At 43.3% G+C, this 13,718-nt stretch carries 15 protein-coding genes; 8 read left to right on the top strand and 7 right to left on the bottom strand.

The window, feature by feature from the left end; all coding sequences use genetic code 11:
* The 5 genes from CWC03_RS01685 to CWC03_RS01705 form a co-directional block, all read left to right on the top strand.
* On the top strand, positions 1-432 hold a 432-nt coding region (locus CWC03_RS01685; protein ID WP_138580327.1), incomplete at its 5' end, for an energy transducer TonB.
* A gap of 13 nt (positions 433-445) precedes the next feature.
* The gene (locus CWC03_RS01690; RefSeq protein ID WP_138580328.1) at positions 446-1,168 is read left to right on the top strand and encodes a MotA/TolQ/ExbB proton channel family protein; all 723 of its coding nucleotides are present in this window, start codon (positions 446-448) and stop codon (positions 1,166-1,168) included.
* Positions 1,168-1,584 (top strand): ExbD/TolR family protein, encoded by a 417-nt coding sequence (locus CWC03_RS01695; RefSeq protein WP_138580329.1) that lies wholly within the window; start codon positions 1,168-1,170, stop codon positions 1,582-1,584. Before CWC03_RS01690 ends, CWC03_RS01695 begins: the two co-directional genes overlap by 1 nt.
* A gap of 479 nt (positions 1,585-2,063) precedes the next feature.
* Positions 2,064-2,183, top strand: coding sequence for a hypothetical protein (locus CWC03_RS23950; protein WP_502705364.1), 120 nt, complete (start codon positions 2,064-2,066; stop codon positions 2,181-2,183).
* A gap of 94 nt (positions 2,184-2,277) precedes the next feature.
* On the top strand, positions 2,278-4,476 hold the full coding sequence (locus CWC03_RS01705; protein ID WP_138580331.1) for a TonB-dependent siderophore receptor: 2,199 nt from the start codon (positions 2,278-2,280) through the stop codon (positions 4,474-4,476).
* Between the two features lie 152 nt (positions 4,477-4,628).
* On the opposite strand, the gene CWC03_RS01710 is transcribed toward CWC03_RS01705, so the two are convergent.
* The 3 genes from CWC03_RS01710 to CWC03_RS01720 form a co-directional block, all read right to left on the bottom strand.
* A complete protein-coding gene (locus CWC03_RS01710; protein ID WP_138580332.1) occupies positions 4,629-5,579 on the bottom strand; it encodes a sensor domain-containing diguanylate cyclase in 951 nt (316 codons plus the stop codon).
* A gap of 133 nt (positions 5,580-5,712) precedes the next feature.
* Positions 5,713-6,411: a DUF3581 family protein gene (locus CWC03_RS01715; RefSeq protein WP_138580333.1), complete on the bottom strand. Its 699-nt coding sequence runs from the start codon at positions 6,409-6,411 to the stop codon at positions 5,713-5,715.
* Positions 6,412-6,542: 131 nt separating this feature from the next.
* The gene (locus CWC03_RS01720) at positions 6,543-7,181 is read right to left on the bottom strand and encodes a cytochrome b/b6 domain-containing protein (RefSeq protein WP_138580334.1); all 639 of its coding nucleotides are present in this window, start codon (positions 7,179-7,181) and stop codon (positions 6,543-6,545) included.
* A 238-nt stretch (positions 7,182-7,419) separates the two neighbouring features.
* Here CWC03_RS01720 and CWC03_RS01725 point away from each other — a divergent pair, with 238 nt between their 5' ends.
* The 3 genes from CWC03_RS01725 to CWC03_RS01735 all read left to right on the top strand — a co-directional run bounded on the left by CWC03_RS01725 (position 7,420) and on the right by CWC03_RS01735 (position 9,265).
* Complete coding sequence (locus CWC03_RS01725; RefSeq protein WP_138580335.1) at positions 7,420-8,277, top strand: transporter substrate-binding domain-containing protein; 858 nt, start codon at positions 7,420-7,422, stop codon at positions 8,275-8,277.
* A gap of 75 nt (positions 8,278-8,352) precedes the next feature.
* Positions 8,353-8,841: a glutathione peroxidase gene (locus tag CWC03_RS01730; RefSeq protein WP_138580336.1), complete on the top strand. Its 489-nt coding sequence runs from the start codon at positions 8,353-8,355 to the stop codon at positions 8,839-8,841.
* Positions 8,828-9,265: a MarR family winged helix-turn-helix transcriptional regulator gene (locus CWC03_RS01735; protein ID WP_138580337.1), complete on the top strand. Its 438-nt coding sequence runs from the start codon at positions 8,828-8,830 to the stop codon at positions 9,263-9,265. The genes CWC03_RS01730 and CWC03_RS01735 overlap by 14 nt, the downstream gene beginning before the upstream one ends.
* A 65-nt stretch (positions 9,266-9,330) precedes the next feature.
* On the opposite strand, the gene gltX is transcribed toward CWC03_RS01735, so the two are convergent.
* The 4 genes from gltX to proB form a co-directional block, all read right to left on the bottom strand.
* On the bottom strand, positions 9,331-10,818 hold the full coding sequence (gene gltX / locus CWC03_RS01740) for a glutamate--tRNA ligase (RefSeq protein ID WP_099031972.1): 1,488 nt from the start codon (positions 10,816-10,818) through the stop codon (positions 9,331-9,333).
* 83 nt (positions 10,819-10,901) lie between these two features.
* Complete coding sequence (locus CWC03_RS01745) at positions 10,902-11,267, bottom strand: glutaredoxin family protein (RefSeq protein ID WP_171040190.1); 366 nt, start codon at positions 11,265-11,267, stop codon at positions 10,902-10,904.
* Positions 11,268-11,353: 86 nt separating this feature from the next.
* Complete coding sequence (locus CWC03_RS01750) at positions 11,354-12,322, bottom strand: GGDEF domain-containing protein (RefSeq protein WP_138580339.1); 969 nt, start codon at positions 12,320-12,322, stop codon at positions 11,354-11,356.
* Between the two features lie 71 nt (positions 12,323-12,393).
* Complete coding sequence (gene proB / locus CWC03_RS01755) at positions 12,394-13,533, bottom strand: glutamate 5-kinase (RefSeq protein ID WP_138580340.1); 1,140 nt, start codon at positions 13,531-13,533, stop codon at positions 12,394-12,396.
* Between the last annotated feature and the right edge of the window lie 185 nt (positions 13,534-13,718).

A 13,718-nucleotide genomic window follows, 5' to 3' on the forward strand; every position in this document is an offset into this window, starting at 1 on the left:
CCTGTTGTAGAGCCTGAGCCTATTGTAGAGCCAAAGGCTGTTGTAGAGCCAGCTCCAGTCAGATCCGCAGTCCAACCAGAACAAAAAGATGTTAGTAACACAGCTGAGACGGCAACCCCCCCTCAAGATCCGAGTTTACCGCCAGGACTTGTATTGCCGCACATGAGTGACGCTAATGCATTAAACAATCCGGCACCTATTTACCCAAGATTATCCCGTAAATTTAAAGAGCAAGGGACAGTCTTATTAAAAATTTATATTGAAGCGGACGGCAGCGTCTCTGAGATAGAAATACATGAGTCGAGTGGCCACGGTCGCCTAGATCAGTCTGCAAAAGCAACTGTAAAGCACTGGCAATACCAACCGGCAACTCAAGACGGACAAGCGATCGGTTATTGGTACCTACAGCCTGTCAATTTTGCATTAAATTAAATAAGGAACAGTCATGGAGAACCCATACGGAATCGCCGCCATGTGGGCACAAAGCGATATCGTCATTAAAGCAGTAGCGTTTAGTTTGCTGTTTATGTCAATCGCAACTTGGTGCGTCATATTAATTAAAGGCATTAAGCTTTATAAATTAAAACAGCCACTTGTTGGCTCCAAGCAGTTTTGGCACGCACAAGATGTGCAGTCAGGTATTTTATTACTCGAAACTCCAACAGGCCAAGCAACGCCCTTTAGTACACTGGTCAACGAAGGCATGCATGCCAAGGCACATCATGAACAACACAAAGACGATTTGCATGGTAATTTGCCTATCGCGGAATGGTTAACAGCCAGCTTACGGACTTCTATTGACGAAAGTAAATCGGAACTACAGAGTAACCTAGCGATACTTGCTTCCATTGGTGCCACCGCGCCCTTTATCGGCTTGTTTGGCACAGTATGGGGTATTTACCATGCCCTGATCAGCATTGGCGTTAGTGGCCAAGCAAGTATCGACAAAGTGGCAGGCCCTGTGGGTGAAGCATTAATTATGACCGCTTTTGGCCTTGCCGTCGCTATCCCAGCGGTATTGGGTTACAACGCACTCACCCGGGGCAACAAACGTGTCGTGAACCGCCTGAATCACTTTGCTCACGAATTACATGCATTCTTACTGATGGGCTCTGCACCAAGTGCAAACGCAAAGCGCCCTGTATTTAAGACCGTAGGAGGTAAATAATGGCGTTTGGTCAGGGGTTTGAAGATGACGAAGAGGTCATGGCTGAAATAAACATGACACCACTTGTGGATGTGATGTTGGTATTGCTGATCATTTTTATTATCACCATGCCTGTGATCACTCAGTCCATTGAAGTGGAGCTGCCCAAAGCAGCCTTGCAAGAAACCAGCGCAGAGATATTGCCCGACAGCGTCTCTTTAATAGTACAAGCGAATGGTGATATTCAATGGCAACAGCAAGCCATTACGCTCGCGCAACTTCAACAACGCTTAGTTGAAGTTGCTGCACAATCACCGCAGCCTCCTATCCAATTGCAAGGGGCTGCCAAAGTCCACTATGAAAAAATAGTCGAGGTTATGGCACTGGCGCAGCAATCGGGCGTTAACTCGCTGAACTTTGTAACACAAACCAAGTAATAAAAACCAAGATAGCGCTAAGCGGGGTGTCGCCTTGTTATAGCGCTATGAAAATAGATAAATAGACTGAATTTAGCTTTTTTAACACGGTGCAACAGGCAGAGATTAAGCACTAAACAGCGAAGGATCTCGTCAACAAGCTTAAATACGAATTAATTTCATAAATGTTTAAACAAATTACATTCTCACTCGTCTAATCCAAAATATAGTTTTAGTTGGGCTTCTGATTAGCCATACCAATTCGCTTAATTAAGTGATCTATTTTGAGGCGAGAAAATTTTTAACACAGTTAGTGTCTGATTTGTTCCTTCAAATTGAGCAAATATGAAGACTAATAGGTATTAATAGCGCCCTGTCGTTCTCGATGCTTAGCAGGCCCTCGGGCAAGGCCTAACGGACTGAGCTAATCACGCTTTATATATGTGGAACGTCAGCCAGAGCTGTCATAGCATAAAAGTATGATTTTCGAAAACAATCACATGCAAATTTTCTTTTCAAAAGACCTAGTCACTGTACGTAATCCTAAAGTGAATTTACGTTTATTAAGGATTTACACCAAAAAACATCAACGCCTCCAGTTACTGATAACACGACGCTAGTGGACTAGCCTCGAACTAAAACGGGTGGTTGAGAAAAGCTCTGCTCAATCACCTCATAAATAAATCTGCTTCTCAAAAATAATAAGGAGTCTTTGTGAAACAACAACGCTCAACCCCATTGTTAACCCTATCACCCATTGCTGCCGCCATTTTAGGTTTAACACTGGTATCAACTGCACATGCTGAAGGTAACTCGCCAAGCAAACTAAAAGCGGTTACCGTCAATGCTGATGCCGACCAAGAAACGGCAACAGGTCCGGTTGAAGGTTACAATGCACGCCGCAGTGCAACTGGCTCAAAAATCGATGTCGCAATAATTGAAGTGCCACAAACTATCAATGTTGTCACCGCAGATAAAATTGAAGCCATCGGTGCAACGCGTGTGACAGAAGCATTATCATATACCGCAGGTGTAAATACCGCACCTTGGGGTGACTTACCACAATACGATTGGTTATACATTCGTGGCTTTGATGCTTATGCACCAGGTTTCTATCAAGATGGTCTACAGATCCGTAACAGTGGTAACTGGGGTTTATGGCAGACCGAAAGCTACGGTATGGAGCGTATAGAAATTCTTAAAGGCCCTTCTTCGGTATTATATGGTCAAAATGGTCCGGGTGGCGTCGTTAACCTAGTTAGTAAAATGCCAACGCCATTTTCGCAAAATGAGCTGCAGATCAAGCTTGGCAATAACAGCCTAAAACAACTAGCCGTTGATATGTCTGGTCCAATTGACGACGACAGCGAGTATTTATATCGCGTGACGGGCTTAACCAAAAAATCTGATTTGAGTACCGATCCACTAGAAAACAATCGCGACTACTTAGCCCTATCAATGACTTGGCAACCAAGTAGCCAAGGGAAAATCACCTTTTACTCACAGTACTACGACATTGAGTCTGGCGCTGCTTGGCACGCCTACCCAACAACAGGTACTATTTTACCTAACCCTAACGGCCAAATCCCGTTTTCAACATTGATTGGTGAGCCTGATTTCAACCGCTACAACCAAGAGCAGTGGGTAGTTGGTTATAAAGGCGAGTATCATTTCAATGACAGCTGGCAAATCAAGCAACACGCACGCTATGCGGAATTTGACGTTGACTATGGCATCATTTGGGGTAAATGGGCACAGAAAAATGCTGATAACCCAAATGACCCTGAAAACTTCCGTTACTTAGCCCGTACTCCACTATCAAGTAAAGAGGAAGTCAGCGGCGCAACTATCGACACGCATTTGATCGGTCAATTTTCACACGGTAACGTAGAGCATACCTTACTCATTGGTGCCGATTATCAAGATACTGAGATTGAAGTGAGAGCGCGCTACGGCGGTGTGTTAGCTGATCTTGATATATTTAACCCGACTTACGGCTCAAGCGTGATCCAGCCTGAACCTAACATCAAGGGTATTTCCAAGCTAGAGCAGTTTGGTATTTATATCCAAGACCAAATCAAAATTAATGAGAAGATCATCATTTCTTTGGCTGGTCGTTGGGATGAAGCAAAGCTAAAAAATGAGACGCTAGAAGGCCAAGTAGACCCGACATCAGTGCGTACAGACAGAGAATTTAGTGCTCGCGCAGGTGTTGTTTATTTAGCTGATAACGGCTTAGCTCCTTATTTTAGCTACTCTGAATCTTTTGCACCGACGACCAATGTTGACCCTGCTACCGCTCGCCCTTTCTCACCTGAAACAGGTAAACAATACGAAACCGGTGTGCGCTATCAACCAAAGAACTCAACTTCAAGCTATAGTGCAGCGGTATTTGAGATTGAACGTAGTGACTTCACTCAGTGGGTATGGACAACCGAACCTGCTGGCTACAAACAAACGGGTGCCGTCGTTGTGCGCGGTTTAGAGGTTGATGCCTTTGTGCAACCAACTGAAAAAATGAACTTAACCGCTTCTTACGCTTATATTCCAAAAGCGGATGTCACTGAAAGTGGTCTAGATCCAAGACTTGCTGACGAAGTGGGCAAACAGGATAAAGCCGTTTCAAAGCATCAGTTTAATATCTGGAGTGACTATCAACTTACTGACGACTTCACAGTAGGTTTAGGTGCACGTTACACAGGAAGTAACAAAGGTACTGGTGAAAAAGCACCTAAAACCGTTGAGGGTTACACCCTGTTTGATGCCATGGCAAGTTACGATCTGGCACAATGGCGCTTTGCACTGAACGTACGTAACCTAACTGACAAAAAGGTTATCGCTTCATGTGGCGCGACATCATGCTCTTATGGCAGTCGCCGAAACATCGCATTAACTGCAACTTACCAATGGTAAGTGCTAGCAACTAGAGTTAACTCTCACAAAAACGGCGCTACTCAGCGCCGTTTTTATTTTCAAAAGACAAATTGTTAATAGAGCCCGGCGCTCTGTTTAGTAGACGGCAAGTATGGGAATTAATTTTAAGGAAAATGCTAATCGTCAGCACTCTAGGTCGTCTTTTTCTGATACATATGTTTGTCTGCTCGAGCAAATAAGCTAGCCATGCTTTCAAACTTACTTTCACACTTGGCAAACCCTGCAGAAAACCCACATTTAGGAAGCTTTTTCTCTTTTAACGCTTGATAGAAATTAGCCTCACTTTGAAAAATGAAGTCGTTTACGGCTTCTTCATTATCTCGTTGTACAATAGCCAAGAATTCATCACCGCCATAACGCCCGATAATATCATCTTCGCTACTTGTGGCCTTCAATGCTTCAGCCAAACTTTGTAACACTTGATCACCGATTTTATGACCATAGCTGTCATTTATCGGCTTAAAACCATCTAAATCAAGAAAAATACAGTAAAGCGCACCACCCAGTTTCAAGACAATATCACGCTTATGTTCACCGAGTATTTCGGTCGCGCGACGATTCAACACTTCAGTCAACGGGTCTTGCATTGCAATGGCTTTTATTTTGCTATAACGCTCAATCATCACCAAATCATCTTCTAACATATCGCGTAAGTGCTCTATAAACTCGACCAACGAAGCGTTGTAATTTGTAGGCTTAAAATCCATCACACACAAAGTGCCAAACGACTTTCCGTTGGGCCAGTGAATGGGCACGCCCAAGTATGACTCAAAACCATCAACGGCAACCTCAGGGTTATCGTCCCATTGACGGTTTGCACTGCCATTTTGCTCGTATAAATTACGGTTATTAGCAACGACATGCTTACAGAAAATATTGGTTTCTTGCGGAATAAAACCACCAGCAGGATACGGATTTTCTTCTTGGTCACTTGCAATCATCACTGCAAAACCATCTTCTTTTTTTTGCACGACAAACGCAGCAGGCGCCGAAAAAATCTTTGCCATTAAATCGACCGTTTTTTGCCATTTTAATAATGTTTGTTGCGAGGATTCTGGTTTGAGCAAATCTGCATACGGCACAGTGATACCATTTCGTTCAATTACAATGTTATCTAAACAGTATAGCGGACAGCTGAAGAGAGGATGAATTATTGTTTAAAAAGAAAGCAATACAGACAGCACGCTGACGGATACGCCAGCGTGTACTGAGAGATTATGGCTTTAATGCGACTTTTCTATCGTTGTAATAAGCAATCAAGTCATCAACAGTTTGCTGACAATACTCACGGATCCCTGAAACTAACATGTGCTTTTCACCATAACCGACTTTAGTACCGTTAGACAGCAAGTTAAAACGCAGGTTGATCTTGCCGCGTTTGCCTTCGTAGCTAAACTCTGGCGTAGCCGCTTCCAATGCTACTTCCGTTACCGATATATCATCCATATGAATAGACATAGATTCGTAAATCACCATTGGCCTTGCAGGATTAATCATTACTTCTTGCTCACCCATCAATGGGATGATCACATGAGGGAAAGTGGTGCCAGAAAATTCAACGTAATTTCTAGTCAAACTATTGATGAGTGTTGGGCAATTACTGGTTTCACCAGTGCGCGACACGGACAGCATCACTTTATCATTTGCGGTAATATCGAATTGTGCAGCACCTTCTGGCAATATGAGCGTTGTCGTTTCATCCACCATGCCCACAAAGCTAAATTCCATATTCTCGCTTAAGCCGTAGTGCTTTAACACTAAGGAGAAAAGTAGATCACCCGGTACACAAAACTTCTTTGCATCGATGTCGTGCAATGGGTTGTAGTCGTCCGCGACTCCTTTTGCAAATAAACTCCCCTGCTCTCTGGTAATGGTGATCTCATTTGCTTGCTGTTGATAATACGGCTCTAACATCGCTACTTTTCTCTAACCTCTAAGATAAAACTGCGCCATGTTACCAGAATTTTCTGAAATAGAGGTCATATCTGTTACGATAATCTGTTAACAAATATTACATTGACCTGACTTGATACTAAAGGGTTAAGTTACATTAACCCTTGTAGTGGCTCAGCGCCCCAAGTAAAGAGTAACAAAGCAGAAAGCGCAATAAAGATTAGGTATGCAACAACACCCGATTTCATGACAGGTGTGCTAACTACATTTTCCTGCTTGCCAGTTACTAACGTCTTTACTAGGTTTTGACCTCTTAGGCGATACACCACAATAGCAAATATATGCAGTGCAATGGCGGCAATTAACAGCTCAATGTTGGTGTGATGTATATCGCCTGCTAATTCAACTAAGTCGTAAGATACATATTGTGCAAGTGGCCCTTCCACCAAAATATCATCGGTTGTCATCAAGCCTGATACGAGCTGAACAAGGATCAGCACAAAAAATAGCAGCACCATCAAGCTTCCCGCAGGATTATGCCCTACATGGCTTTGTTTTGTTTTAATGGCCGATAAAATTGCTTTAGGTGAATGAAATAACGCGCTTAATTTAGCGGTTTGACTACCAATGACACCCCAAATTAATCGTGCAGCCATCAGTGCTAATAATAAATAGCCAGTAACAAAGTGAAGATCCATCATACCCTCTTCACCGGTAATATATAAGGTTACTAGTCCTGCTACGAGCAGCCAGTGAAACCCGCGGATAAATCCATCCCACACTTTGGTCATCGTTTATTTGCCCCATAGGTAAAAATCATTGCAATGATGACAGGTTATAAAACTCAGTACAAAGAGTTAAGGTGAAATAACCGCTTATCTTGATTTGGCACCGTATTTTGCGTCCAATTTATATACATCCGTCTGATGTTTGTTAGGCTTTTAGACATGTTTTTGCAGCAAACTTCGCTGCTCAGAGTAATAATGTTCTATAGTAAATTGGTGCTTGCTTTACTGGGTTGGAGCAATAATGAAATATTTACTGCTAATGCTGCTGTTATCTGGTGCGTGCTGCAACGCAAAAATATTGCTGATCTCGAATGAACCTGCCGATGAACAAAGGCTTTTTACCAGACAAGCTCATAGTTTAGAGTCAGATACCAACAACTTACTTTTAAACCAGTTTGGCCGGGATTACTTTGACTTTAACATTGTCACCCCAACCAAACTTAACCAATTACTAGCAAGTGAAGAGCCCGTATGCGCTGTATCTCGCCTAAAAACACCAAGTCGCCAGCAAGCTTTCTTATTTACCATCCCCATTCACCTATACCCAAGCCATAGATTATATTATTTCAAACAACACACCCCGATGGATTCCAGCCTTGTGAATAGCACGGGTAAGCTAAAGTCGCTTGCAAGTTTAATGGCTTACTATCCACAGGCCACCATCATCAAAGAGGTCGGCAAATCTTATGGCAATACTATTGACTCCGCATTAGCGCTACTTGAACCCAAAAATGTTGCCATTAGACCGTATAAAACCTCAGCACAAACTATTATGGAGCAGTTCAGTGCAGGTAAGGTCGACTTTATATTGGCCTACCCCGCTATTTTTCAGCAGAGCTTTCCGAAGGACAAAGCTCATCTTGTGGGTTCATTACCGATTGCAAATAACCTTCCTCATCTTGAAGGCCATATTGCTTGTAGTCATACCCAAGAAACACGCGCATTTATCGAAAAGGCCAACCAGATGATCCGTGCGCTGTATTCCACCAGTACCTACTTAACCACACACTTAAAATATCTCCCCAAGCAAGATCACGCATTGATCACCAGGCGGCTTGCGATGCTAAGCGCCAAATATCAACATATTCCTGAAAAATAATTTCAACAGCTGTTGCACAAGGGCCAAACTTAATCTAAATTAAGTCGCGCACGATTAAATCACAAAAGATTAAAGATGACGACACTCTATCAGTTTGAAGCAAACACATTACAAGGTCAGGCATATCACTTTACCGACTTACAAGGCAAAGCTGTGCTTATTGTTAACACCGCCAGTGAGTGTGGATTAACACCACAATATGAAGGACTACAAGAGCTACACCAAAAATACGCAGATAAGGGACTTGTGATCATCGGCTTTCCCTGCAATCAGTTTGGTAAGCAAGAACCCGGTGATGCAAAACAAATTCAAGAAGGCTGCTTAATCAACTATGGTGTTGATTTTCAGATGATGGAAAAGATTGAGGTTAATGGCGATAAAGCACACCCACTTTATCAATACCTAAAGTCCGCGCTTCCTGGGCTATTTGGTAATAAAATCAAATGGAATTTCACTAAGTTTTTATTTAACCAGCAAGGTGAACCCATTAAGCGCTATGCCCCAATCACCAAACCTGAACAAATAGCCAAAGATATTGAAAAGTTACTAAATGAGTCAATCTAATCCGCAGCTCAATCTCGATAACCAGATCTGTTTTCGGCTATATAATGCATCAAGACAGGTCACCCGACTTTATCAGCCGTTACTCAAAGAGGTTGGGCTTACATATCCACAATATATAGTGTTATTGATTTTATGGGAACAAGACGGACAGCTCGTGAAAGAAATAGGCGAGCGAGCTGAACTCAATAGCAATACCCTAACACCGCTCCTTAAGCGCTTAGCAGAGCGTGGCCTCGTTACCCGTAGCAAAAATCCTGATGATGAACGACAAACCTTCATTCACTTAACCGAAGCAGGTAAAATCCTCGAGCAATCATGCGATTGTATCCCAGCACAAATGATGGCAAAAGCAGGCTTAAGTATGGAGCAAATTCAACTATTAAAGCAGTCTCTTGATGTGTTGATAGCACAAGGAAAGCGGTAAACACGAAACATTTCAAACAATAAAAAAGCCGCTACATCAGCGGCTTTTGCAATACGGTCTCGCTATTATGCAATAGACGGGTACTCACGGTATGCTTTTTCAAGCTTTTTCGCTTGCTTTTTAGATACACCAATATGCTCTAGTGCCACTCTTAAACGCGCACGAGAAAGGTCTGAACCTAACACTTCCATCGCATCTACTACTGAAGTCGATGAGGTTTTGCCAGTAATAGCAACGAAGATAGGCTCTAGGAACTCTTTGATCTTTAACTCATGGTGTGTCGCCACAGCCTTTGCAATAGAGAAGATCTCAGATTTGTTCCACGTACGCAGCTTTTCCAATTCCCAAATAAAGAATTGCAGTGCCTGACGAACCACTTCTTCGTCCGCTTTACCAGCCGTTAATAACGCGGGATCGTATTCAGGTAAGCCCGCCACAAAGTGACCTGCTAGCCCCACCAAATCAGATAGCGTGTTGATACGCGCCTTGGCTTCAGGAAGTACGCGAGCCAACATATCACCGTTAAACTTCCAGTCGACAAAGCGCTGGATAAGTTCTGCATCGGTTAGGTTTTCGCGGATCCACAGACCGTTTAACCAGTTAAGCTTGTCAATATCAAAGATAGGCCCACCAAGCGATACGCGCTTCATATCAAAATGTTCAATCATCTCAGCCAAAGTGAACTTTTCACGCTCATCCGGCATTGACCAACCCATACGACCTAAATAGTTAAGCAGTGCTTCTGGTAAGAAACCCATTTCTTTGTAGTAGTTAATTGAAGTTGGGTTTTTACGCTTTGACAGCTTAGACTTATCAGGGTTACGAAGTAGCGGTAGGTGACCAAGTACAGGTGCTTCCCAGCCGAAGTCTTCGTACAATTTTAGTAGTTTAGGCGCAGAGTTGATCCACTCTTCACCACGGAAGATATGGCTAATCTCCATGTGATGGTCATCTACTACGTTTGCAAGGAAGTAAGTTGGGAAGCCGTCGGCTTTCAACAAAACTTGCATGTCTACGTTTTCCCATGGGATCTCAATTTCACCACGAAGGTAATCGTTAAACTTAAACGTACCTTCTTCTGGGATTTTCATGCGAATTACGTAAGGCTTGCCTGCTTCAAGGTTTGCTTTTACTTCTTCTTCAGATAAACGTAAGCCACGGCCATCGTATTTAGGACGTAAGCCTTCTGCCATCTGCTCTTCACGCATTTGGTCTAGCTCTTCAGCCGTTGCAAAGCAGTAAAACGCTTTGCCATCATCTACAAGCTGCTGTGCAAATTTTTTATATAAGTCAGAACGCTCTGATTGACGGTATGGACCAAACTCGCCACCCACATCCGGACCATGATCCCAGTCAAGCCCTAACCAGCGCAGGCTGTCCATGATAGCTTGCTCAGATTCAACAGTACTACGTACCTGATCGGTATCTTCAATTCGTAATACAAACTCACCACCTTGCTGCTTGGCAAAGCAATAGTTGAATAAGGCAATATAAGCCGTTCCTAAATGCGGATCACCGGTTGGAGAGGGTGCGACACGAGTACGGATAGTCATCAAAATTCTCTTAAAAATGGATTAGTCGATTAATGGCGCTATGCTAGCATAGCGCCTGATTAGCGCATAGTAAGGCGCGTCAATTAAGCTGCTTTTTCCAGCTTTTCTAGATAAGCAACAATGTCACTGGATTCGTATAACCAAGTAACTTCGCCTTGCTCTTCGATTCGCAAGCATGGCACCTTCACTTTACCGCCCTGCTCTAGCAGCTCTTGGCGATATTGCTCATCATTTTTGGCATCACGAGTTTCAAGCTTAAGCCCTTCACGCTTGGCAGCGCGGCGCACTTTTACGCAAAATGGACATGCCTTAAATTGGTATAACTTTAAGTTTGCCGTCATAGCATCTAGCTTTTGCTGTTGTTCTGCGGCACGTTTTTTACTGCGCGGGGTAAAAATAAAATCAAAAAGTAAAATCAGACGTCCTAAAAACCATCTTACAAATTGCATAACGTTTCCCAAGCCTTTTGCTAAATTCGCTAAAAAATAGGGTGGGGAGTTTAGCATAATCTTTAAGCGCTATATATAAGCGGAGCTTAAAACAACTCTATTTCTGCACATGCGTATTGTGATTCAGCTAACCCTAAAGCGAGGTAGTTTGTAACTTGGTTTCTGCCATTTTCTTTTGAGTGATAAAGCGCAAGATCGGCTTTATGAACTTGCTCAGAAACTTGTAATGTATCGACCACTTCAGTAAAACCTAGGCTCACAGAAACATGCTCTACTTGCGGAAATCGGCTGGAAGCTACTGTACTTCTCAAGCGCTCAAGTGCTACTGCAGCAGAGTCATCATTGCGACTTTGAAATAGCACCGCAAACTCCTCTCCGCCATAGCGAAACACATAGTCTTCTGCTCTAAAGTTAGCTTTAATCTTTTGCGCTACCAGCAGGATCACTTCATCGCCAATCACATGGCCAAAATTGTCATTCACCTGTTTAAAGTGATCGATATCTACCATCGCTAAATACCACTTGCGGTCTTCGCCGTCATCACGGCATACCGTAAACCCATCCCCATTGGTTATTTCCATGACTTTTTCATCAAACGTTTGGCGATTGAGTAGCTCGGAGAGCGGATCGATACGAGCAAAGTGCAATGTGGCCATTTGATGCGCAAACACAGTGAGTAAGTGCTTCATTAAAGTCGCAGTGGTGAGGTTTACTTGGCCTTCTATATATAAAAAACCAACGAGCTGAGCTTGGTGATAAAACGGGATAACACTATCGCCGTGGTATTGAATGAGGTGCTTGTCATCTTGGCGCTGCTGTAATTTATCCACCACGGCATCTACCGGCCCCACCACAACACAAAAGTCGCGATGGCTCACAAATATGGACTTGGGGACTTCTTTTTCCGATAGGCTTTTACTGAAATAAAACGCGTAACTTTCCTCACAAACATCAGAGATCACCCGCTCAAGTGCCTGTGTTAACACCAGTTCACTCTTTTTCGCCAAAAGCTCTAAAGTAAGTTCGTGACCACAAGGTGAATAGCTAATCGACATTCAAGGCCTCTCAATAAAATTGACTCTTGATAAGTGTAGAACAGCTATCTGAATTTACTGTAATTTATAAGCTAATTTAACGCCTCTTGTTGGCTATGTTGATTCAAGAGCACCAAATTATCACGGTGGATGATCTCCTCAGCACTTTCAAAGCCGAGGCATTGCGCAAATTCACTACTATGACGGCCAATTACCAAACCAAGCTCTTGATTACTTAAGCTAGTTAAACCTTGCGCCTGTAGCATGCCTTGTTGGCAAAACACTTGAACCAGCTCACCACGTTTAAATTGTCCTTCAATCGATACTATGCCTTTTGCTAGTAAACTTGCTCCTTGATTACATACCGCATTGATTGCACCACTATCACAAATTATTTTACCGGTTGATTTAGGGCCTGACAGCAACCAGCGCTTGCGTCCTCCAACCGGCGCGTCAAACTTCAAAAACGTCGTGCTTGGTGCAGTTTGGTTGAGTACTTGCGGTAAAATGTCATATTCGCTGCCTTTTGCTATCACGACATCAACGCCTGCTCGTTGTGCGATGTCGGCGGCTTGCAACTTAGTCGCCATACCACCCGTGCCAAGTTGTGTGCCACTGCCACCCGCTAGTGCTCTAAGTTCGTCGTTTATATGTGTTACTTGCTCTATCAACTGCGCATCTGGATTGGCTCTGGGATCTGCGGTAAATAGACCATGTTGATCGGTGAGTAATACCAATTTATCGGCATTTGCTAAAATTGCGACGTAGGCTGAGAGGTTATCGTTATCGCCAACTTTTATTTCAGACGTTGCCACTGCATCGTTTTCGTTGATGATCGGCACGACATGATGCTCTAGAAGCTTAGTGAGCATATCCCGTGCAGTTAGATAGCGTTCGCGGTGCTCAAGATCAGCTCGTGTCAGTAGCATTTGCGCCACATTTACGTCGTAAATGCTAAATAATGACTGCCATAAATGGATTAATTGACCTTGCCCAATCGCAGCCAACATCTGTTTTTCAGCGAGTGAATGACCAATTTGTTGCTGCAATACACCGCGCCCAGCAGCAACAGCACCGCTAGATACAACAATGACCTGATGACCAGCTTGACGTAACGTTACACACTGCCTTACCAGCTCAACAAGTCTGGGTTTGTTTAAGGTCTGACTGCCTGCAGTTAAGACACTTGTGCCGAGCTTGATAACAATGGTTTGTTTATTGTTTTTGGTCATAGTATTTGTTGGTTTTTACAGCGATAGAGCTTCGTTATACCACGGAGCTTCCCCCCTCCCAAGTAATAATACCAATTGCATTAACTCTCCAACCAATTTGAAGGGTGAAATACCATATTAGCGTCGTTAAAAATTTCTCATTTAGAACAACTAAATAGCAAAATTTTTGCCTTGCCTATATGCAT

The organism is Pseudoalteromonas sp. S2755 (assembly GCF_005886535.1).
Taxonomy (GTDB): domain Bacteria; phylum Pseudomonadota; class Gammaproteobacteria; order Enterobacterales; family Alteromonadaceae; genus Pseudoalteromonas.